At 42.8% G+C, this 22657-nt stretch carries 22 protein-coding genes and 1 pseudogene; 19 read left to right on the top strand and 4 right to left on the bottom strand.

Translation table 11 applies throughout. The features are described from left to right. Nucleotides 1-3: 3 nt before the first annotated feature. The 12 genes from DXD02_RS03465 (at nucleotide 4) to DXD02_RS03410 (ending at nucleotide 10581) form a co-directional block, all read left to right on the top strand. The gene (locus tag DXD02_RS03465; RefSeq protein WP_243037544.1) at nucleotides 4-603 is read left to right on the top strand and encodes a VanZ family protein; all 600 of its coding nucleotides are present in this window, start codon (nucleotides 4-6) and stop codon (nucleotides 601-603) included. A 153-nt stretch (nucleotides 604-756) separates the two neighbouring features. Then, nucleotides 757-1140 (top strand): SMU1112c/YaeR family gloxylase I-like metalloprotein, encoded by a 384-nt coding sequence (gene gloA2, locus DXD02_RS03460; protein WP_118659246.1) that lies wholly within the window; start codon nucleotides 757-759, stop codon nucleotides 1138-1140. 67 nt (nucleotides 1141-1207) lie between these two features. Then, complete coding sequence (locus DXD02_RS15705; protein WP_243106595.1) at nucleotides 1208-2056, top strand: hypothetical protein; 849 nt, start codon at nucleotides 1208-1210, stop codon at nucleotides 2054-2056. A 56-nt stretch (nucleotides 2057-2112) separates the two neighbouring features. Beyond that, the gene (locus tag DXD02_RS03450) at nucleotides 2113-2448 is read left to right on the top strand and encodes a helix-turn-helix domain-containing protein (RefSeq protein ID WP_243038367.1); all 336 of its coding nucleotides are present in this window, start codon (nucleotides 2113-2115) and stop codon (nucleotides 2446-2448) included. 178 nt (nucleotides 2449-2626) lie between these two features. Continuing rightward, on the top strand, nucleotides 2627-2839 hold the full coding sequence (locus tag DXD02_RS03445) for a hypothetical protein (RefSeq protein WP_330421808.1): 213 nt from the start codon (nucleotides 2627-2629) through the stop codon (nucleotides 2837-2839). A 21-nt stretch (nucleotides 2840-2860) separates the two neighbouring features. Further along, nucleotides 2861-3685 (top strand): TIGR04255 family protein, encoded by an 825-nt coding sequence (locus DXD02_RS03440; protein WP_330427170.1) that lies wholly within the window; start codon nucleotides 2861-2863, stop codon nucleotides 3683-3685. Beyond that, a complete protein-coding gene (locus DXD02_RS03435) occupies nucleotides 3666-3848 on the top strand; it encodes a hypothetical protein (RefSeq protein ID WP_118666389.1) in 183 nt (60 codons plus the stop codon). Before DXD02_RS03440 ends, DXD02_RS03435 begins: the two co-directional genes overlap by 20 nt. Before the next feature lie 2 nt (nucleotides 3849-3850). Next, entirely contained in the window at nucleotides 3851-4060 is a 210-nt protein-coding gene (locus tag DXD02_RS03430; protein WP_118666388.1) for a hypothetical protein, read from the top strand. Nucleotides 4061-4274: 214 nt separating this feature from the next. Then, a complete protein-coding gene (locus DXD02_RS03425; protein ID WP_243037541.1) occupies nucleotides 4275-4445 on the top strand; it encodes a Kiwa anti-phage protein KwaB-like domain-containing protein in 171 nt (56 codons plus the stop codon). An 81-nt stretch (nucleotides 4446-4526) separates the two neighbouring features. After that, nucleotides 4527-8300, top strand: coding sequence for an HD domain-containing protein (locus DXD02_RS03420; RefSeq protein ID WP_118666387.1), 3774 nt, complete (start codon nucleotides 4527-4529; stop codon nucleotides 8298-8300). A gap of 323 nt (nucleotides 8301-8623) precedes the next feature. Next, nucleotides 8624-9820, top strand: coding sequence for an AAA family ATPase (locus DXD02_RS03415; RefSeq protein ID WP_117509553.1), 1197 nt, complete (start codon nucleotides 8624-8626; stop codon nucleotides 9818-9820). Next, complete coding sequence (locus DXD02_RS03410) at nucleotides 9820-10581, top strand: hypothetical protein (protein WP_022461284.1); 762 nt, start codon at nucleotides 9820-9822, stop codon at nucleotides 10579-10581. The genes DXD02_RS03415 and DXD02_RS03410 overlap by 1 nt, the downstream gene beginning before the upstream one ends. 362 nt (nucleotides 10582-10943) lie before the next feature. Here the strand turns inward: DXD02_RS03410 and DXD02_RS03400 are convergent, their stop codons facing one another. Together DXD02_RS03400 and DXD02_RS03395 are read right to left on the bottom strand one after the other, a co-directional pair. After that, entirely contained in the window at nucleotides 10944-12116 is a 1173-nt protein-coding gene (locus DXD02_RS03400) for a sensor histidine kinase (RefSeq protein ID WP_118666386.1), read from the bottom strand. After that, entirely contained in the window at nucleotides 12113-12760 is a 648-nt protein-coding gene (locus DXD02_RS03395) for a response regulator transcription factor (RefSeq protein WP_022461282.1), read from the bottom strand. The genes DXD02_RS03400 and DXD02_RS03395 overlap by 4 nt, the downstream gene beginning before the upstream one ends. A 133-nt stretch (nucleotides 12761-12893) precedes the next feature. Here DXD02_RS03395 and DXD02_RS16200 point away from each other — a divergent pair, with 133 nt between their 5' ends. From DXD02_RS16200 to DXD02_RS03380, 3 genes are all read left to right on the top strand, one after another. Beyond that, the gene (locus DXD02_RS16200; RefSeq protein ID WP_055218540.1) at nucleotides 12894-13037 is read left to right on the top strand and encodes a CD1871A family CXXC motif-containing protein; all 144 of its coding nucleotides are present in this window, start codon (nucleotides 12894-12896) and stop codon (nucleotides 13035-13037) included. Continuing rightward, a complete protein-coding gene (locus DXD02_RS03385; protein ID WP_022461281.1) occupies nucleotides 13030-13944 on the top strand; it encodes a 4Fe-4S binding protein in 915 nt (304 codons plus the stop codon). The genes DXD02_RS16200 and DXD02_RS03385 overlap by 8 nt, the downstream gene beginning before the upstream one ends. Nucleotides 13945-14027: 83 nt before the next feature. Beyond that, on the top strand, nucleotides 14028-14969 hold the full coding sequence (locus DXD02_RS03380) for a TlpA disulfide reductase family protein (RefSeq protein ID WP_118666385.1): 942 nt from the start codon (nucleotides 14028-14030) through the stop codon (nucleotides 14967-14969). Nucleotides 14970-15339: 370 nt separating this feature from the next. Here DXD02_RS03380 and DXD02_RS03375 read toward each other — a convergent pair whose 3' ends face one another. Together DXD02_RS03375 and DXD02_RS03370 are read right to left on the bottom strand one after the other, a co-directional pair. Next, entirely contained in the window at nucleotides 15340-16809 is a 1470-nt protein-coding gene (locus DXD02_RS03375; RefSeq protein ID WP_022461034.1) for a PTS transporter subunit EIIC, read from the bottom strand. A gap of 253 nt (nucleotides 16810-17062) precedes the next feature. Next, a complete protein-coding gene (locus DXD02_RS03370; RefSeq protein WP_118659237.1) occupies nucleotides 17063-17542 on the bottom strand; it encodes a PTS sugar transporter subunit IIA in 480 nt (159 codons plus the stop codon). A gap of 537 nt (nucleotides 17543-18079) precedes the next feature. Between DXD02_RS03370 and DXD02_RS03365 the strand changes: the two genes are divergently transcribed. From DXD02_RS03365 to DXD02_RS16195, 4 genes and pseudogenes are all read left to right on the top strand, one after another. After that, on the top strand, nucleotides 18080-19420 hold the full coding sequence (locus DXD02_RS03365) for a TrkH family potassium uptake protein (RefSeq protein ID WP_117804786.1): 1341 nt from the start codon (nucleotides 18080-18082) through the stop codon (nucleotides 19418-19420). 19 nt (nucleotides 19421-19439) lie between these two features. Next, nucleotides 19440-20087, top strand: coding sequence for a potassium channel family protein (locus tag DXD02_RS03360; RefSeq protein ID WP_117813603.1), 648 nt, complete (start codon nucleotides 19440-19442; stop codon nucleotides 20085-20087). Between the two features lie 235 nt (nucleotides 20088-20322). Further along, the gene (locus tag DXD02_RS03355; protein WP_117801512.1) at nucleotides 20323-22311 is read left to right on the top strand and encodes a DUF4118 domain-containing protein; all 1989 of its coding nucleotides are present in this window, start codon (nucleotides 20323-20325) and stop codon (nucleotides 22309-22311) included. Beyond that, nucleotides 22304-22390, top strand: a pseudogene (locus DXD02_RS16195) (DNA-binding response regulator); the annotation flags it as partial. The gene DXD02_RS03355 and the pseudogene DXD02_RS16195, both read left to right, overlap by 8 nt. Nucleotides 22391-22657 lie beyond the last annotated feature (267 nt).

Genomic DNA, 22657 nt, shown 5'->3' with positions numbered 1-22657 from the left:
ACCATGGAGTTGCTCGGAAAAATCATCACAAATATTTTGATGGCTTTGTATGAACCATTTGGATTTTCGCTTCTGCTTTCTTTTATGACTATGTTTTTTTACCTGTATGCGTATGAACCGGGCGAAGCGGGCAAAGGCTGGAAGAGCGCTCTGGTGACATGGTACGAGAGGTTCAAGGAAAGAGTGTTCTTTCGAAAATTGTTTCTATTGGTATTCGTGACGTCGATGATCCTGTTCCGAACGCTGTTGAATCGAAATTTGTGGTTGAATCCGCTGTCCAATGTTTTGGACGGATGGGGCATCTGGAAGACAGTGAATGGCGAGCAGGTGCTGACAACAGAGGGCATCGAGAACGTCATTATGATGGTGCCGTTCACCGGTGTGCTCATGTGGACATTCGAAGAAAAGACAGGAAACGGCTGGAGAAAGATATTGTGGGATAGCGGAAAGACAGCATTGATCTTTTCGGTAGGTATTGAGACGCTGCAATTACTGCTTCGTCTGGGTACGTTTCAGCTGTCGGACATCTTCTATAATACAGTTGGTGGAGTGTTTGGCGGATTGATGTACTACGGAATCAGGAAGGCAAGAAAGCGTCTATAGAAGAGTATTGTTTTGTGGTAGGAAAAAAATAAATGCCGTGTGTGGAACACAAGGCTCTCCCCGGAGCTGAGGCACACACGGTATATTTTGAGAGCTGATATATAGTTTATAACGGAAATAAAATGAGATAGAAGAAATGGAGTGTGACAAAAAATGAACTTATCTAAAATACATCATATTGCAATCATCGTATCCGACTATGAAGCCGCAAAGGATTTCTATGTGAACAAGTTGGGATTCTCTGTCATCAGAGAAAACTACCGCCCGGAGCGCAAGGACTGGAAGCTGGATCTTCGTGTCAATGAACACACGGAGCTGGAGATTTTTGCTGAGGAAAACCCGCCGAAGCGTGTGAATCGCCCAGAGGCATGTGGTTTGCGTCACCTTGCCTTTTGCGTGGAGAGTGTGGAGCAGACAGTGAAAGAACTGGCAGAGGTGGGAATTAAATGTGAGCCGATTCGTGTTGATGATTATACCGGCAAGAAGATGACCTTCTTCCATGACCCGGATGGACTGCCGTTGGAGCTGCATGAGTAAAGAGGTGGACAAAATGATATTTCGTAAGGCAGAAAAAAAAGCTTTCAATGAGCTGGTGCTGTGAGTTATGGGAGAGAAAAGAGCATATAACGCCAGAAAGCCTGGCGGCGGTCGAAAGAAGTTGAAGCCTGAGTATGATGCCGGGGAGAATCTGAAAGAACAGATGGATGCTGCTGTGGCGCTTTATGAGGAGGATTGCTCCCTCCAATCCATCGCAGATGCTCTGGCTCTAAACCCCATCAAAGTAAGAAAGCTGCTTATCACGGCTGGTGTGTATGAATCGGAAGTGGCGGAGAAGGTACAGGATACCTTTGAGGAGTATCGAGAAACACAGAACTATAAAGAAGCCATCCTCTCAACCGCAAATACTCTTCAACTCTCCAAAGCCTCCGTCACCTCATACCTGCCATATCAGAAAGGCGTGTACTTCCCGAGTACAGCAGATAAAGAGAAAATCAGTGTTGGAGCAGAGCGGCAGCGGAGATACAGAGTGATAAGAAAACTGAGATCAGAGCCGACAGAGGAGCACCTGTGGGAGACGGTCTTGCTTTATTGTGGTGTGCAATTTAAAACCTATTCCGGCTTACCCTTTACCTATGAAATACGAAAGGGCAGAAGCGGCGAATATACAAAGGAATTGTGGATCGACCGCCGAGGGAAGAGCAAAAGCCTGGCGTGGAGTTCTGTGCTGCTGGCACTTGGGAATATCAAAAAGGTAGGAGAAGTAGTTGAACGACCAAAGGCTCTGAGTGACATCCGGGGTGTGGCTTACATCTATGGGATGTTCTATCGCTTCGGACTGATCGATGTGCCGAAAGAAGTGAAGGAAAAGAAAAATGATCGAGGCAATAAAAAACAGAAGAAGGGAAGAGAAGATATGCTTGAAGAAAATATAAAATTTTTTAGGAGCCTTTAAAAAAAAAACTATCATTTATGATATGATCTATATAATATATGCGAGAGGAAAAATATATGGATTACGATATTGAAATGAATAAGAAGGATTACCAAAGAGAAAAAGAAGCTCGTGCGAAGCGGTTGGAAGCATATGCGGAAGCGATTCAAACGATCACTTTGCAGAAATCGTCCAAAGTGATAGAAGAACTTATAGAGGAGAGACGCAGGCAGGGGCTGACACAGCAGGACTTAGCGGATATGACGGGAATTCTTGCACCGAATCTGGCGCGGCTGGAGAGCAGAAAAAGGGTTCCAACACTGGTCGTGCTGCAAAAATACGCTTCGGCGTTAGGAATGCACATTGAAGTAAAATTGTGTGATGGAACAGAAGAGGAGGAAAAGAAAAGCTGATTTGTTTCCCAGCGAAGAGATGTGAAGGAATTTAGTTTTGATTCACATGACAACGATAGGGTATGATGCTATAATGAGTTTAAAAATAAGAAACGGGGTGACGTTACATGATGTATCCATATATGACACTGGCAGAAGAAACGGAGATTGTTCATTCACAAATCGTTGAAAAGATGGAATGAAAAAATGGATTGTAAACTTTGAACGGCCGAAAGAAGATGGATTTGATTCGGCAAGATGTGAATTGCTTGATTACAAATGGACAGAACGTCAAGGGTATTCGGATGAAGAAATAGCAATGTTTGAAGAACTCCTGCATAGTAATGCTCATTTGCTATACCGGTATGCAGAGAATGGGGGGATTGGGGTGAAGAAAGATGGACAAAAATAGCATTGATAGAAAAAAACTCAAATACAATTTCCTAAAAAAATTATTATTAGATTTGATTATGACGGAATGGATGATACAGAGCTGGACCAGGTAATATCTAGCATAAGTATGGAATTAAAAAAGCATGATTATACGAGCAGGACTGTTGAGACTGAAAAGGAAATGCAGTTTGAATTCAATGATCCTGAAAGTGGCGATTATGCTGAACTGTATGGAAAAAAGATACGTGAGCAGAAAGTATTTGTATTTCATAATGAAAATCCACAGATAAAATTAAGCATATCATCGTCTTGTGCATGTATTTCTATTGAAGAAACAAAATACGTGGATTGTTTGAAGTATTGTGATGCGCTTTGGAAGGTGATGTCAATTATAATATCTGAGCCTGAACAAGTTCCATTTTTTATGTTTAAAAGATTTGGGTTGAGAAAGATAAACCAATGTTTTTTAAGAGACATAAATCGTCTGAACGAATATTTTGAACCATCACATTATCATGTTTTTAGAATTCAAGGTGAAGATAATATAAAAGAGAAAGTTATGCAGATAAGGGACAGTCTGGAAATAGCAGGTTACAATGCAAATCTGATTAGAACTCTTGTTAGAGGAGAATTACGTGGAGAAGAGGCCTATCAGGTAAATTATGATGCAGATATGTATTTGATTGATTCGCAAAGTATTAAAGAACTGATGGAAAATAAAGAAAAAATTATGCAGATGAACGATTGGCTTTTCGAATTACATAAGGATGCAGTAACGGAAACTTTTTTAAATCAATTGATTGATGGAAGTTTTGACAAAGATATGATTATAGGAGTAGAAGCAAATGGCGAAGATACAGTTTGATACACAATTCAAAACATCGTATATAACCAGCTATGGAGAAAAGCAGCAAAAGAAAAACAAAAATGAATTTGTTACGGACTATGCAGTAAAAGCAGCAGATACAGTAATAACGATAGAAACAAGACCGAAAAGAAAAAGAGTTAAGATCCGTTTGGTAGAATAGCGATGCGAAAATTATTTTTTGAAGATTCATTGAAGCTGGAGCTGAATGTGATAGGATATCATGATCAAGGAGAAAGTGTTGTATTTTTTATCAAAACAGATGGGATGGTAGCGTATACGGGTCTTGTGGACTGTTATAAGACGGAAGAGCAGAATGCAATTAAAATGGTTCTTGAAAAAGAACGGATAAAGAAGGTAGATTTTGTGTGCTAGACACATCCTCATGATGACCATACCAGAGGTTTGGATGAAATATGGAAGGAGTATTGTACAAAGGAGACTTGCTTTTGCTGCTCAGATATCATAGAGGCGGATTTAGAATTGTATTCAAAAGAAGCAAAAATGCTTTTTGAAAGTATTGCGGATGTTCACACGTCACCGAAAAGGGAGAAGATGAAAATTATGTACCTCAAGGATGCTACACAGGTTGAGAGACTGGAAAGACAAATTTGAAGAAAATCAAGAGGGTCTGATTGTTTTAAATACATATCAACAGGTCGAAGATTTGATTGACTTGCTGGATGAAAGATATACAAGATCAGATGTGACAAATCAAGAATATGATACCGATGTGAAACGGGTGGCGAAGCCGGTATAGGTGAATATATGCAAAAATTATATGGGAAAATCTTTTAGTTATACGAGAAAACATATTTGATAGTAAAGGGGCAAAATACAAATGAAAACCAGACGAATCACCTTAGAAACGCATCTGCACAAGATAGCAGAATACGATGAAACTGTAAAAAATCTGGAAAGTGTATTCAATATTCAGAAGCAGAAAGTTACAAGATATATCGGCTCTGTCGTTACGTCATTTCCAACTTATAGTACGCACGATGCCGTTCATTCCATGAATATTATTTCAGCAATCGAAAAGATTCTTGGACAAAAGACGATCAAGAAAATGTCGGGCATTGATACGTTTTTAATCTTAATGTGTGCTTATATGCATGATACAGGAATGCTGTATTCAGACGAAGAAGTGAAACAATTATGGGAAACGGAGGGATTTCAGGATTTTCTCACTTCTGCCAGAAAGAGAGAAGATGAAGTAGGAAGAGCTGCGCGGAAGATTGATAAGGCAGAAAAAGGAGAAGGATGTTCGGTTCTTGAAGTACGCCGTTCTGTTGCTGTGATTCTGATGGAGTATTTCCGCCCAAGACATGGCCAGAGAATCAAGCATGTGACAGATGCCAGAACAAGTGAATTTGGTTCATTACTGTCGATAGATGATTCATTCCTGCCAGACAGAATTATTCATAACATCTATCGGATATCCATGGCGCACAACTGGGCGTTTGAGGATATTTTAAAAGAAATGCCATTGGCAGATTCATTCGGTGTTGAAGAATTCCATCCGAGAATGGTTGCATATCTGATCCGTATGGGCGATTTATGTGATATGGATAATAATCGTTTTAATGGTGTTGGAATCAAAGTATTCGGCAATCTCGGAGAAGAAAATCTTGCACATTATTTCAAACATAAGAGTGTAGAGACTTTACATATATCTTCGGATGGGATAGTAGTTGTTGCCAATGTCTGTTATGATATGATTCAGAGGGAATGTGAAGAGAACTGGCAGAAACATATGGAGAAAGCAGAACGGGATTCTGCACTGAAAAATATATTTCAGAATACGGTGAAAGAGCATATCAACTGGAAATCCTGGCTGGAGCAGGAGGTTACTGCAGGAAAGATGCATTCAATGGAATTATTTCCAGAGAAAAAGTTTATTTCTGTTCCTGAACTGAAGTATAAGATTTTGATTGACGGAGAGGAATCTGAATCTACACATAAAAATCTGAAGTTTCTTTTCTCATCTGAAAAGGCATTTAAACTGATTGAAGATATCAGCATTTACCAGAATAATAAATTGATTTTTGTGAGAGAACTGATACAGAATGCACTGGACGCAACAAAGATGCAGTTATACAGGACGTTGTCTGCGTATGGCTTTCAATTTAATGAAAAAACATCGCCGTTTGATGTAGAAAGAGCATATCCCAATATTTTTGAGGAACATGCGATTATGATTCACACAGACTATAGTCGTGAAACGGGAAAAGTTTATTTTTCGATTCGGGATAAAGGGATTGGCATCAGCATGGATGAGTTTAAACGTAATATTCTGACAACAGGACGAAGCTGGCCGGAACGAAAAGAATACCAGGATGAAATCAAAAGAATGCCGGAATGGCTGAGACCGACAGGGGCATTTGGAATTGGACTGCATACGGTATTTTCAGTAACAGATTCCCTGACGATACGAACTAAGTCCGATAGTGAGAACAAGGCAAATGAGATGACATTATATTCAGGGAAAAAAGGTGGTTATGCATTTTGCAAGAAAACGAATCAGACTCTGCAAAGGGGATCAGAATTTAGTTTTTCGTTTCTGTTAACGGAAGAACTGAAAGAATGGGTAACCGGAAGTAATGGTGGAAAATTGTTTCTCGAAAATGTAAATGATGGAATACAAAAGGAAATTAAGAAGATAATGGAAACGTGGTGCGTAACACCTATGGTTTCCATCTATGCGGATCAGGATTATGGAATACCAGCTTTTTCGCAGTCGACCTGGTACAATGAACTGAGCAGAACAGAAAAAGAAAATCAATTGATTGATCAGTCTGTCGAGTCAGAACGATATCATTTTGCGTTTACAGATGACTACCGGTCGATAATGGTGTGGGATCGGGAGAAGGATTGTGCATTAAGTTTTGGAATGGAGAGCATGGGAGGAGATAACGTTTGCTATAAGGGGATTCGTCTTACAGAAAGGATGGAATCTGGTAAATGCAGTGACAGCTTATATCTGAATCAGATGGATGTGCTGGATGGTGCAGGAAATGATTGGGTGGACGCAGCAAGAATGAAATTATCTCTGGCAGCACGCAGAAAACTGAAAAGCGTTGTGGAAGAGGCTACTGCATTTGCAAAAAGAATATATGTTTTCATGTTGGATGAATTTTATCAAGACAATGATATTAGAAATCTCACAAATGATATTGATGCAATGGCAAATAGAATTTATCAGAAGAAAGAGATATCATTGAAAGAAATATGGACAGAGGGCTGTGAACTTAAGAAAAAATATTGGGGAGTGCCAGAGTGGTGGAACCATAAAATGCTTACCAGAAAGATACTGCCATATTTTTTAATTGTAAAAATGTTAGATAAAAGCATAAAACTGTGGGATCCAGAGTCTGGGATGGAAGAGGTGCAGCATATATTTTGCCTTGCAGATCAGTTGATTAAAAGATGGAAAATGGATTGGAACGGAATGCATGGGGAATCCTTTCAACAGTCGTATTTTGATCAGCAGATGAGAACTCTGCTGTGGCATTTTCTGCAGATTGCAGGAATTGGATTTTCCTATGTTGCGTTTGAAAAAGTGAATTTTGACGATAACGAAAAAAATACGTTGTTTGAATATAAAAATTTGATTACGCAGAAAAGCTTTCAATTTTATCAAAAAGCATTTCCGTTCTGCTCGCAATGGAAATTTACAAAAGATATGTATCAGTGCGTAGAGGAGAGTGCCATAAGCGGGTTGATTCGATGGCGACCGGAATTCAGGAACAGAGTTCCGGATTTTATTAGATGGAAATATTGCCTGCCGAATTCGGCTTTGGATAAAGTGTTTGTGGAATGGAGAGCAGAGCACTGTTTTTCAAATGTAAAACCGTTGGAAATATTCCTGAGATTTTCAGGGATTCCTGAAATTGTATTAGACATACCAGGGGAAAACTGCCCGATTGGAGAAAAAGAGAAAAAAGTATGGCGTAAATTCTGCACAGAGTCCTATCTTAACTGGAAACTGTTTTATCGAATCAGACCATTATCTGAAGTTGCAAAAGATATGCTGAATAAAGAGACGATTGTTTTAAGGAGACCATTTACGACATATATAAGTGAACTGTTTCCGGTTTTCCACAGAATGTCTCTTGTAAGTATGGACGAAAGAAGGATGGAATTCAGCATTCATAACAGTAACACACACGGAGTACAGATAGATTCACAGACGAAAAAGAGAATATTTAAAGAATTCTGGAAAGAAGTAGAGCGGAGCCATGATCCGAAGGGATATGTGGCTATGATTGGAATGGAAGAATATCCGATGCTTGGAATTGAAAATGCAGAAGAACAATATCATGCACAGATTGGAATGCTGGCGAAGTATCCGGAGATACCATTATGGGATTATGGGGCAGGAATCAAAGCGTTTATGGATCAATTCATTGGATGTCCAATTGATGAAAAGAGTCAGGAAATTATAGATCGTATTATTAATTCAGAGGGTGGAAAGGCAGTGATTCATTACATCGCAGTGTACAGAAAAAAGACGGGAGATGATGTGAAAGAAGAGAAAATTGAGACACAGTACAGGGAGTTTTTGAAAGACTTGATTTATTGTTGGGCAGATGGAAGATGCACGTTTGGATGAAAAAACGAAAAATAACAGTATACGAATCCTTGCCATTTTGATTCGCGGAGTTGATATTATGCCATCATTAGCATCATTTACGAGAGTATGAAACTTTTCTGTAAAATAATGTTTAGAAGGTTTTTCTGTGATGCAATAAATATCGTTAGGAGGGTCTTTATTATGGAAAGACAAAAGAAACCTGTATATCGAGTACAAATTTTCAAAACGAAGAAAAATTCTAAAATAAGTTTGTAATTATTTTAGAAAACTGGTATACTTAATTTGAAACATGGCAAAGCTTATGTTAAGCTTGAGCTGGCTTTATGAAGGAAGTGAGTGCTTTGAACATTAAAAAGCTAGTTTTTAAAAATTTCAAGACATTGGAAGAGGTGTCGTTTGAGCCGGGACGTGTAAATGTTTTTATTGGAGCAAATGGCTCTGGAAAAACAACAATCCTTGAGGCTATTGGTTTGCTTTGTGCTGCTATGACAGATCGAGTAGATAACGCAAGTATGCAGCGGAAAGGTATTCGTCTTAGTGTTCCGGGACTTTATAAGTCGGCATTCTCCGATTTAAGGAGAAAAGCACCAACCATCAATTTTGATGTGTCTTGGCGACAAAATGAAAAGAACTATCAATATGGAGTCAATTTGAATGTTCCAAATGAATCGGATTCAGCCAGACGAGACATGTGGCGTTATCATTCGGAAAAATTGACTGTAAATAATCAAACACTGTGGGGAAGAAGCGGTGCATCAAAAACAACATATGATCCGTATGTGGGGTTACTGATGCTCGAACCTAATGAAGAACTTGCTGAGGTTAGACCGGAAATTGAGAAGTTTAAGAACTATGCGATTTATCAACCTAACACACAAGCATTGAGAGGAACGCTCCCTGATCCGTATCAGGTTAATCCTATCGGTTTGTGCGGAGGCAGACTTGCAGAGGCAATTGAAGAAATCATGAGGCAAGATGAAGACGGTGAAAGCTACTTGCAGAATCTTCCACTGGATGAAGTCTTGGAACTGATCGATTGGGCAAGTGGGTTTGATGTGACTGCACCTAAAAAGTCAAGCGTAAATGCTGCTGTTCCGACGACGAGAAGAATTTTGGAGTTCCAAGATCGATATTTGACTTCAAAAACAAGCTTTACCGCTTACGATGCCAGTGAAGGAGCGTTGTATGTTCTGTTTCTTCTTTGCTTGGCATTGCACCCTGATGCACCGGGCATTTTTGCTGTGGATAGTTTTGATCATGCAATGCATCCTAGACTTGCGAGAGAGACGACAAAGCTGTTCTGTAAAACAATTCTGGAACAGGATAAGACTGTTTTTGTAACAACCCACAACCCTCTGGTTTTGGACGGACTTGATTTAATGAATGATGATATAAGATTGTTTGCAGTAAACAAAAGCAGAAAATCAGGTCACACATCTTTACAGAGAATTCAGGTGACTAAGGAGTTAATGGATTCTGGTTATTCTCTGTCGAGATTGTGGACAGAAGGACGGTTAGGGGGCGTACCAAATCTGTAATGAAAACGATAGGAATTGTTGCAGAAGGCCCACGGGATTTTGAACTGATTGCAGCAGTCATTGATACAATTACCAATGAAGAAAACAATTATCAAATGATTCAGCCAGAACCCAACATGATCGGACAGTTTGGAAATGGTTGGAAAGGTGTCTGGAAATGGTGTGAAGACAATCAGGGAAAGCTGAAGGCCTATATGCATTCCTTGACACCAGTACTTGATCTTTTGGTTGTCCATATGGATGGAGATGTCCAAAGATGCGAGAAAGAAGTCCATTGTGTTTGTCAAAGGGCACTTTGTGATGCGCCGGAAGGAGCACATCCGCTTACCTGTGAAAAAATAATTGGAGATAGAAACGAATGTCCGGTTGCGTTACCGTGTGAACACCATGGAAATACTCCAGATGCAGAGGCTGATTTTTTAAGAACATTCATAGGGACGTTGTTGCTTCCGGAAGATGGACTGGCTGTGAGCTATATGATTCCGTTTGATGCAACGGATACATGGATTGTGGCAGCCTGTGATCAGTACGATGATTATGAAACATTACTTGATCCGTGGGTTAACATCATTGCACATTCACCGCAATATCATGGAGTGAAAATTAAAAATCGTCCTAAAAAAGAAAAACGGACATACGAAAAGTTAATTGAAACTGTTTGTGAAAATTGGGATGATGTGGTTGCAAAATGTCCACAAGCAAAACGGTTTGATGAAGATGTGCGTGATTTTTTGATTGAACAGAAAACAGCAAATGTGTGATAAACGGGGCTTCTTTTCGCTGAGGAAAGTGACTGAAGCACATCCGAATCAGTATTATTTTGAGCGAATTGATACATGTGATAATGCGTTGGTTCGCTCTTTTTTTGCCCAACGGAAGGAAGCATGAAGGCTGTGCCTCATACCGCATGAACCACAGACAGCACCCAGGTGTAATCCGAAGTGCAGCTGTGGCTTATGCGGTTTTGCTTCTGAAACGGGAAAATATTGGGCTGAATAAAATAAAAGTTTCCGAAATGGGAAAATATTTTGATGTCCTGCGTATAATATGCCATACTGAGAAAAAAGAAGAAATGGAGTCACACCAGAACAGATGATGTCATCGACTGGCTTTTGGGATGATGTCACTGTGTAAAGACTACCTCAAAGATCGTTCCACCGGACGGGCTGGACTGAACGGTTATTCTGCCGTCATGTACGCGCACGATTTCACGAACCAGGGCCAGCCCAAGGCCTACTCCGCCAAGCTGGCGGCTTCTGGATTTATCTACACGGAAGAATGGTTCAAATATGCGTTCTTTTAATTCAGCCGGGATTCCGCTTCCGGTATCTTCTACGGACAGGCAGATGTTTTTTCCCTTCCGGTATGCGGTTACGGTAACCTGTCCGCCGAAATGGTTGTATTTGATTGCATTCTCAACAAGATTGTATACCATCCGGTAAATCAAAATGTCACTTCCGACCATAGTGGTATCGTTACAGTTCCCGATCAGTTTTATCTCCTTTTCCTGGGCAAGCGGTTCCAGATCCACCAGTACTTCATCGACAAGGGCGTCAACGGCAATGGTTTCATCCCTGCTTACTGTTTGAAGCTCACTCATATCGAGCAGTGTCTTGACCATTTTGCTGAGCCGGCCGTTTTGCTCCGTCACCATTTTCAGTGTTTGTAAGGTGTCGGCGTCATTGCCCGGATGCGGGGTGGAATGGTATAAATCGAGCTGTACCTGCATGACAGACAGTGGAGTGCGAAGCTCGTGTGCTGCATTTGCCGTAAACTGTCTCTGGATTTCAAAAGCATCTGCGAGACGTTCCAGCATCTTGTTATACGAAATACGAAGCTGGTTCAGCTCTTTTACTTTGTTTTCTTCAATGCGCGAATCGGCCAGATTCTGTGCCTGCACCTCCTCGATTTTTTCGGAGAACTCACGAATGGGCCGAAGTGCATGGCCACTGATAAAATAGGTAGCGACACCGCCAAGAAGGGCCAATAAAGCGGAAAGGATCAGGCTGTTTCTTTTGTAGTCTGCTTTATTGTTGTACACCTGAACAGAGAAATCCCTGGCAAATTCATCCCACTTGTCCTCCGGAATGCTGATATAGATTTGATCGGAACCGTCTGCGGTACCGTCTCCGCCCTGATCTCCGGCATCATCGCCCCGGGCATCTACGGTCTCCTGCAGGGAATCGATATAATAAATTCCGTTTTTATAGACAAGCAGGGTCAGACATCCACAGATGACCGCAATATACAGGGTAATGATACAGGTAAGTCTCCACTGCAGTGATATTTTTTTCATCGGTCGGACTCCTCTCGTATTTGATATCCTTCGCCTACTTTATTTAAAATCGGATCGTATCCAAGTACCGCCCTGAGCTTTCGCCGAAGCGAAGACATATGGACGCGGATGGATCCGCTGAAGCTGTCCACGGAGGCATCCCAGACATGCTCGATCAATTCTTCCTGGCTTACCGGTCTGCCAAGGTGGAGAAGCAGATATTCCAAAATTCCGTTTTCTTTTCTTGTCAGGGAAACCAGGGTTCCGTTGGCATAGGCCTCTCGTTTGATGGTATCGAATTTGATCCCGCCACTTTCCAGACAGACATCCTTCTGCACAAATTTTCTTCTTGTCAGACTGCGGATCCGCGCTTCCAGCTCCTGCAGATGGAACGGCTTTTCCATATAATCATTTGCCCCGGCATCGAGTCCTTCTACTTTGTCTGCAATCTGTCCTCTTGCAGATAAGATCAGCACCTTCGTTTCTTCGTTTTCCTTTCGGAGCTCTTTTAGAAGATCCATTCCGTCCATGCCGGGCAGATTGAGATCCAGGACAATCAGATCATAATTTTCTGCCAGGATGCATTCCAGAGCCTCTGCCCCATCATAGCAGGTATCTACCTCGTACCCGGCGGCGTACAGACTTCTGGCAACTGTGTCACACATTTGTTTCTCATCTTCCACGATTAATAATCTCAAAATTTTTTTCACCTGCCCATTTCTTAACAATGATTTTACAACAGCTATTGTATAATATCAGAGTCAGCTGGTCAATCAATAAAATCAAAGGAGCAACCACATTTTGAAATGCAGAAAAATATCTCAAATTGTTCTAGTTATCACAGGCATAGCGATGATGGGCTATGGCGCCGTCAGAGGGGAAGCGGCTGCTGTGCTTGGGAAAGCAATTAAATTATGTCTGGAGTGTGTCGGAATTGGATAAGAAAAAGAAGTTACGATCAAAGAAAATAGCCGGAATACGCGGGTGGATCCAGGCAGCGGCCACACTGCTTACCAATCCTCATATCCCCAATTTTTTTCAGGGCAAAATATATCAGGGCAAAGCGAAAACGGTATGCGTACCGGGACTAAACTGTTATTCCTGTCCTGCCGCGACGGGAGCGTGCCCCATCGGAGCCTTTCAGGCGGTTGTCGGATCATCCAAATTTAAGTTTTCCTACTACATAACCGGGTTCCTGATTTTACTCGGCGTGACACTGGGAAGATTCATCTGTGGTTTTTTGTGCCCGTTTGGATGGTTTCAGGATTTGCTTCACAAAATCCCCGGAAAGAAATTCTCTACGGCCAGACTGAAGCCGCTGCGGTATCTGAAATATATCATCCTTGCTGTTTTTGTGATTCTTCTGCCGATGTTTGCAACGAATTCGATCGGGATGGGAGATCCGTTCTTCTGCAAATATATTTGTCCGCAGGGCGTTCTGGAGGGGGCGATCCCGCTTTCCATCGGAAATGCCGCAATCCGGTCTGCACTGGGCAAGCTGTTTTCGTTTAAATTCGGTATTCTGATTACGGTTGTCGTGCTCAGCATCTTGTTTTACAGACCCTTCTGCAAATGGATCTGTCCTCTTGGGGCAATCTATTCCTTATTTAATAAGGTAAGCTTTTTACATATCACGATTGAAAACAGCAAATGCGTCGGATGCAACCAGTGTTCCAGGGCATGTAAAATGGATATCGACGTGTGCCGGACCCCAAATCATCCGGAATGCATCCGATGCGGAGCCTGCATCAAGGCCTGCCCGAAGGATGCGATCCACTATCAGTTTCTGGGAAAAACGTGTCAGAAAAAGGACACCGGAGATCAACAGTCAGAGATCAGAAACCATTGATCAGCAGCAGATCACGAAGTATCGAAGGATGATATTGAATTTTTGTTTTTTACATTATACTATCTTAAAAGGAGCCATAACTTATGAAAACCAAAAGAACTTTTATCCCTGTTTTTACACTCAGCGTAGCATTATTACTTACCGCATGCAACGGAAAAGAGGCTGCAGACACAAAGAAAACGCAGACAACACAGACGGAATCCGGCACAGAAGCTGTTACGGGATCTGTTGCGGAATCCGGAACCGAAACGGCAGGGGCTTCCGGCACAAAGCTGGACGATTTATATCAGCAGGAAAACCAGATTTTTGCAGATCATGCGGATGTATGGAATAAGGTGTTTGGCATGATGAATAAAAGCACGGCTGATCCGAGCGGAAATTATGGGGATTATCTGGCAGACACGGTTGAAGCCAACAAGGACTCTTTTTCAGAGGACGAGCTGAATACACTGACGGATGATATTGCAACGATACGAAAAATCGAGGAACAGATAGCGGAAATGGAAAATGGCAATACAGCATCGGAAGATAGCAACGCGAAAAACGATTCCGAAGAGGCATCTCCGTTCCGGGATTTTTCGGGTCAGGATTATGATGGCAACACAGTTGACGAAAGTCTGTTTTCCAAAAATGCGGTAACGGTCGTGAATTTCTGGTTTACCGGCTGCAAGCCTTGTGTTGCTGAGTTATCCAAGCTGAACGAATTAAACGATGCAATCAAATCCATGGGAGGCGAGGTTGTAGGTATCAACACAGAAACCTTCGATGGAAATCAGGATGCGATCAAAGAAGCAGCAGCGGTTCTTGAAAGCCAGGGTGCGAAATACCGCAATCTTTCCATTGACTCTGCTTCCGCTGCAGGAAAGTATGCCTCCGATATTATGGCATTTCCTACCACAATCTTGGTCGATCGAAATGGAAATATTGTGGGAGAGCCGATGCTCGGCGGAATCGACAATCAGGAGAATTATGATACGCTGATGAAACAGATCCAGTCCGTGATTGATGCAGACAGCGCGAAGTAAGACGAGAGCTGCGGCGTTTTTTGGGAGAGAAAATGGGAGTGCGAAAAAACAAAGTTACGTTTTTTCGCACTCCTTTTCATAACAAGATTTTAAAAAAATACATTTACGAAACGATGTACTGTGCTGTACCTGTCCCGAAAAGCTGCGCGGTGCTTAGAACAAGAGCTGAGGTCACACGGCGATTCCCCACATATATGCACACGTTTTCGGAACCACCAGTAATCCGACCTTTGGTTTTGATAGCAGCCATTTGACAAACAACAGCCGGGTTCCTGCTCTGCGAAAGGGCAGAAAATAAGGAAAACTTTGCGCAATTAAAAGGAGCATACCGCATCAGCGATATGCTCCTTTTGGACTACCTGGGTAAATATTATTCACAAAGTTTGGAGAAAGCGTCAGCTACGAACTGAACTTTTGTTCCAACGATAACCTGTACAGAGGTTTTGCCAGGTTTGATCACGCCTGCCACGCCGGCAGATTTGATTACCTTGTCGTTTACGGCAGTGATATCTTTCACTTCCAGTCGCAGTCTTGTAACGCAGTTATCAATGCTTGTGATGTTTTCTTTTCCGCCGCAGCCTTCCAGAATTTTAGCTGCGATTGCGGTATAGTTATCACTTGCCAGTTCTACTTTTTTCTCTGCTTCGAGATCGTCATCTTCGCGTCCAGGAGTCTTCAGATCCCATTTCTTGATAGCAAACAGGAATACGAAGTAGAATACGAGGAATGCTGCGATTCCAAGCGGAATGATCAGCCATATTTTCTGTGCTGCGGGCAGTGAGGATGAGAACAGGAGGTCCATAGCACCGGCGGAGAAGCTGAATCCTGCACGGAAGCCGAGAGCAACTGTGATCATAGTAAAGATACCATACAGTAATGCATAGATTACGTACAGAGCAGGAGCAAGGAACATAAATCCGAACTCAAAAGGTTCTGTAACGCCACAGATGAATGCGCAGACTGCAGCAGAAGCTACCAGACCGATCGCAGCTTTTTTCTTTGCAGGTTTTGCACATCTTACCATAGCAAGTGCAGCACCAGGAATACCGAACATCATACATGGGAAGAATCCGGACATGTACATACCAAGGCTCCAGGTTACATCAGCAGATGTTTCACCAGCCCAGAAGTGCTTCAAGTCACCAAGACCGATCGTGTCAAACCAGAATACATTGTTCAGAGCGTGATGTAATCCGGTCGGGATCAGCAGACGGTTCAGGAATGCATAGATACCGGCACCGACAACATCAAGGCTGACAATAGATTTACCGATTGCTACCAGAGCACCGAACAGTAATGGCCATACCAGTAACAGAACAGCAGATACAACGATAGAAACAACACCGGAAACAATTGCTACACAGCGTTTGCCGCTGAAGAAGGATAACCAGTCCGGAAGCTTGGTGTCTTTGAAACGGTTATAGCAGGCAGATCCGATGATACCGGCCAGGATACCGATGAACGGGTTTTCGATCTTGTCAAAGGCCAGCGTCTTTGTAGCACTCTCAGCGATGGACGGGATGATAGTTGTAACAACTCCGGTAGAAAGAAGTGTTGTGATCATCAGCCAGGATGCCAGAGCTGCGATTCCGCCGGTACCGTCATTCTTTTCTGACATACCGACACCAACGCCGATTGCAAAGAGGATTGCCATGTTGTCGATCAGAGCTGCTCCTGCTTTTACGAGAAACAGACCGATCAGGTTTACTACGCCCGAGATCTCGCCGCCCTGCATCGTTGCCGGACACAGCCGGTATCCGATACCCATCAGGATACCGCAGATCGGCAGTACTGCTACAGGAAGCATGAGGGCTTTCCCTAGTTTCTGAAGAAATTTCATATATTTCTCCCTCCTTAAAAGATAATTTATATAACTGGATACCTCCAATTAGATACGTGAATTTACCGAATCCACCCAATATACTTACAAAAGCAAGTGCAGAAAAGACATTGAGAGGGCATTTCGCAAAAGCAAGTGAGAAAAGGCTATAAGCGTACATTTCACAAAAGCAAGTGAGAAAAGCCTTCAAGCGTACATTTCATTTCATAAAAGAAGAGGATGAAGATTCATCTGACGAAAGATCAAAAAAAGATCAGGAAATACTGAGAACGGCTTCGTCTAAGGAAACTTCGCCCTCTTTTTTCAAGCTGATTTTCTCGTAATCATCGGTATTGCAAATCAGTACCGGAGTGACTGTGTTCAATCCGGCTCCGGTGATCTTGTCCAGATCGACATCCATCAGAAGATCTCCTTTTTTGACCTGATCGCCGGCTGCAACGTGTGCGGTAAACGGTGCGCCCTTTAGTGTAACCGTATCCAGGCCGATGTGGATCAGGATTTCGGTTCCGGAGCTGCTTGTGAGCGTGATGGCATGAAGAGTATCAAATACCATGGCTATTTCACCGTCTGTCGGTGCATAAATTTTTCCTTCCGACGGAATTACTGCGAATCCGTCCCCCAGGATTTTTTCGGAAAAGGTAGGATCCGGGACTTCGGAAAGCGGAACTACTTTTCCTTTGCAAGGTGCGTAAAGAACATTTTCTTTACTCTTTCCTTTTAGAAAATGAAACATAAAATTGATATCTCCTTTCGAAATAAGGTGCGATGTTTTTTTCGGGATATGGATCCGATTTCATCTGTAATTACGTTGAGTGATTTTTTGCGAAAAAATTTGGTATTTTACCCTTTGATCCGTTCTGTTTGACGTAAAAAGTCAACAAAATGCCATTGGGAAAGGAAACAGAGTATTTATTAAAAACAAAATTGCATAATTCTACACGAACTTCTCAATAGATTATATACATAATAACTGATGCGTAAGGATTTGTAAATACTTTTTTTGATATTTATGACAAAAGAATCTACTTTCAAAAGGAGAAAAATCGGTAGTTTAACCAATTAATGCGTTACTGCGATAAAAGAAGAATATACACACATTGGGGTCAGACCCCATTACTGTTGTGGGAAACTTTTGGGCGGTTCCTGTTTTTTGGTTTGAAATTCGAAAAATCTTTATACAATCTTAATGCCATGGAAAAGGTATTTATACGTTTTTAAAACGGAAGTCTCTAAAATAAGGAGGAATCAAAAAGAAGGAGTAAAAAGAGAAATGTGGAGTATAAAACTGCGATACAGGAAACAATGGTCGTCGTTTGAAATTATCATTCTTGGATTTGCGGGGGTAATTCTGGCAGGAGCACTGCTTTTGATGCTTCCTGTGGCTTCGCGGGAAGGAAATGTAACGCCATTTACAGAAACACTGTTTACTGCAACATCAGCCGCCTGTGTGACAGGACTGGCAGTCAGAGATACAGGAAGCTACTGGTCCGTCTTTGGACAGAGCGTGATTTTGCTGCTCATTCAGATCGGCGGTCTTGGTGTGGTTACGATCGCTGTTTCGATTGCGATGCTTTCCGGGAGAAAAATTTCCCTGATGCAGCGAAGCACGATGCAGGATGCGATTTCTGCCCCGAAGGTGGGCGGAATTGTGCGCCTGACGCGTTTTATCCTCAAAGGAACCTTTGGAATTGAACTGTTGGGGGCGTTGTTTCTTCTGCCTGTTTTTTTACGGGATTACGGCGGAAAAGGAATCTGGATGGCGTTGTTTCATTCTGTATCCGCATTCTGCAATGCAGGATTTGATCTTCTTGGAAAAACGGATCATCTGTATCCGTCCCTGACTTCTTATGTGGGAAATCCACTGGTTAATCTTACGATTATGGGGCTAATTGTAACAGGTGGAATCGGATTTCTGACCTGGGATGATATCTATACAAAAAAATACCATTTTCGTCAGTACTGCATGCAAAGCAAGGTGATCCTGCTTACAAGTCTGTTTCTGATTTTTGTTCCGGCGGCCTTCTTTTTCTTCCGGGATTTCGCTGGAATGCCGGTCAAGGAGCGGACGCTCTGCGCATTGTTTCAGTCCGTGACAACAAGAACGGCCGGATTTAATACGGCAGATCTTTCCGGGATGACAGGTGCTTCCCAGGCGATTATGATTGTTCTGATGATGATTGGCGGAGCACCGGGATCAACGGCTGGCGGAATGAAAATTACCACATTTGCCGTGCTGACAGCTAATGCGTCTGCTACGTTCCGTCAGAGAGAGGACACACAGATGTTTGGACGCAGGGTGGGCCAGGAGGTATTAAAAAATGCATCTACGATTCTGATGATGTATCTTTTTCTGGTGCTGATGGGAGGAATGGTGATCAGTGTGGCAGAAAATCTGCCGATTTCTGAGTGTCTGTTTGAGACAGCATCTGCTGTTGGAACGGTTGGCCTGACGCTTGGAATTACGCCGCAGCTCGGTGTTCTTTCGAAAGGAATTCTGATCGCACTGATGTTTCTTGGAAGGGTTGGCGGTCTGACGCTTGTTTATGCTGCGATGCCGGGGAGAAAGAGCGCACATGCAAAAATGCCGCTGGAAAAAATAAATGTAGGATAAGAAGAGAGGAAGAGATGAGATGAAAAATATTTTACTGATTGGAGTAGGAAGATTTGGGAGACATATTGCCATGCATCTGAATCAGCTTGGACATCAGGTGATGGCGGTAGACCGAAATGAGGAACGGATCGACGCCGTGATGCCGTATGTGACAAATGCACAGATCGGTGACAGTGTCAATGCAGACTTTCTGCGATCCCTTGGTGTGGGAAATTATGATGTCTGTATTGTGACGATCGGAAGCAGCTTTCAGGATTCGCTGGAAACCGCATGTCTTTTGAAGGAGCTGGGCGCAAAATGGGTCGTGTCCCGGGCAGAACGGGATGTACAGGAAAAATTCCTGTTGCGGAACGGAGCGGATCAGGTTGTTTATCCGGAAAAACAGATGGCAAAATGGACAGCAATTCGTTACAGCTCGGATCATGTGTTTGACTATATTGAAATTGACAGTCAGTATGCGATTTTTGAGGTTGAAATCCCGGAGAACTGGATTGGAAAAAATGTCGGCCAGCTGGATATCCGGAAAAAATACGGTATTAATATTCTGGCAACAAGAAAATATGGAAAAACAGATGTTGCGGTGTCTCCGGAGACAGTTCTGAATGGCGATGCTACCATATTGGTTCTTGGTGAATATAAAGCGATCCAGAAATGTTTTCGAATCTGAAAGAGAGGTGATTTCTGTGTTAAGTGTAGGACTGCTCTTCGTTACCCTGGTCGGTTTTTTGTCTGGAGGCGTGCTCGTAGATCAGATAGAGACATTTTTCACGGAAAACAGAAGAGAGGAACCGGAAACGGGACAAAATTTCACGGAAAACAGAAAACAAGAACAGGGAACGGGAGAAAAAAAGATTTCCTGACTATAGCTTTCTCTTCGTTTATGATCTACAATAGGAGGCGGGGTGAGACAGTTGGAAAAAGAAAAACAAAAAAAAGAGCATATCCTGGTGTGTCTGTCCTCTTCGCCATCCAATGAAAAAATTATTCGGACTGCGGCGCAGATGGCACAGGCGTTTCAGGCCGGCTTTACGGCATTGTATGTGCAGACAGCAGAAAAAACAGAAAAAACACCGGAGGATCTGGCAAGGCTGCAGAAGCATGTTCGTCTGGCAGAGCAGAGCGGGGCAGAAATTGTAACGACACACAGTGAGGATATTGCCCTGCAGATTGCAGAATACGCAAGAATTTCCGAGGTGACGCGGATTGTCATTGGAAAGAGCATGATGAAGCAGGGCTATTTCCATCAGCGAAGGGTGTGGACCGAGCGTCTGACGGATCTTGTGCCTGATCTGGAAATTCACATCATTCCAGACTCAGACGTGTACCGGAGATATCAGAAACGAAAAAAATTTCCGGAGTGGATGGAGCTGCCTTCCTGGAAAGAACTGATGCTTACGGTTCTGATTCTGGCTGCTGCGACCGGAATCGGAGAAATCTTTTTTCGGCTTGGTTTTACGGATGCCAATATTATTACGGTATATCTGTTTGGCGTCATGCTGACATCTATTCTGACCAGCGGTTATACCTGTAGTGTGGTCAGCTCTGTGGCAAGTGTTGTCCTGTTTAATTATTTTATGACAGAACCGAGGCTTTCGTTGTATGCGTATGGTTCCGGCTATCCGGTGACCTTTGCGATCATGCTTGGCACTTCAATCCTGACCAGTACGCTTGCTTCAAAATTGAAAGAAAATGCAAAGCTTTCTGCACGAGATGCCTTTCGAACCAAGATTCTTTTTAATACCAGCCAGCTTCTGCAAAAGGCAGAGGATGCGTCAGAAATTTTTGATATTACGGCAACGCAGCTGATAAAGCTTCTGGGGAGAAATCTGGTTGTGGCGCCGGTAGAAAAAAAGAAAAACGGCATTGTGCAGGGAACTCTTTATAACGCCGAAACAGGAATAAAATCAGAAAAAGTTTTTAATGTGAAAGAACAGGAAATCCTGCAGTGGGTTCTGAAAAACCGGAAACGGGCGGGAGCTATGACAGAACGTTTTTCTGAAGAACCGTATCTGTACCTTTCCATCTATGCGGCACAGAACAGATATGGTGTGATCGGCATTTTCATCGGACAAAAGCCACTGGATGCGTTTGAGAACAGTATCCTGCTTTCTATTCTGGGAGAGTGCGCCATGGCACTGGATCGGGAACAAAGTGCGAGAGAAAAAGAAGAGGCGGCAGTCATGGCGAAAAATGAGCAGCTTCGGGTGAATCTGCTGCGGACGATTTCCCATGATCTGCGCACACCACTGACATCAATTCTCGGCAATGCAGACTCTTTGATCAGTAACTTTGACGCACTGGACGAAGGGATGCGGAAACAGATTTTTTCGGATATTTATGAGGATGCCGGATGGCTGATTGAACTGGTGGAAAATCTGCTTGCGCTTACGAAAATAGAAGATGGAAGTGTAAAACTGCAGTTATCCGATCAGGTGGTTGAGGATGTAGTACGTGAGGCGCTGCGCCATGTAGAACGGCGGAAAAACGAACATAAAATTACGGTGGACTGCGGGGAAGATGTACTGCTCGCCCGCATGGATGCAAAGCTGATTGTACAGGTATTGGTAAACCTGATCAACAATGCAGTAAAATATACACAGGCAGGATCCAAGATCCGGATTACAGCCGGAAAAGAAGAAAAAAACGTATGGATTGCGGTGGAGGATAATGGACCCGGCATTCCGGCGGAGTGCAGGGAGCATGTATTTGAAATGTTCTATTCCGGAAAAAATAAGGTGAGTGACAGCCGCAGAAGCCTTGGCCTTGGGCTGGCGCTGTGCCGCTCCATTGTAAATGCGCATGGCGGGGAACTGGTGCTTCGTGACTGCGCTCCGCACGGCTGTCATTTTCGTTTTACGCTGCCGCTCAGTGAGGTGAATTTAAATGAATAAGACATTGATACTGGTCGTGGAAGACGATACGCCGGTCCACAACCTGATTACGACAACACTGAAAACACACGATTATAAATAACCACATTGGGGTCAGACCCCATTACTGTTTAGAAATTTTGTTCCTGTTTTGGCAATTCTGACACTGCAGACTGTGCTGAATGACAATATCAAAACGGCAGAAGATGTTGAAACTTATCTGGGTCTTAACACCTTGGTCGTTGTTCCGGATTTTGGAAGCAAAAAGAAATCCAGAAGACGAAGAAAAGACTGAACATAAACACAGAAAATTAAAAAGGAGCATCTCCGGTTTCGAACTTGAAACCTGGAGATGCTCCTTTTTCGT

This window comes from Blautia sp. TF10-30 (assembly GCF_003481245.1).
Classification (GTDB): domain Bacteria; phylum Bacillota; class Clostridia; order Lachnospirales; family Lachnospiraceae; genus Fusicatenibacter; species Fusicatenibacter saccharivorans.
The sequence above is the reverse complement of the archived record's forward strand: the minus strand, read 5'-3'. Positions and strand labels throughout refer to the sequence as shown.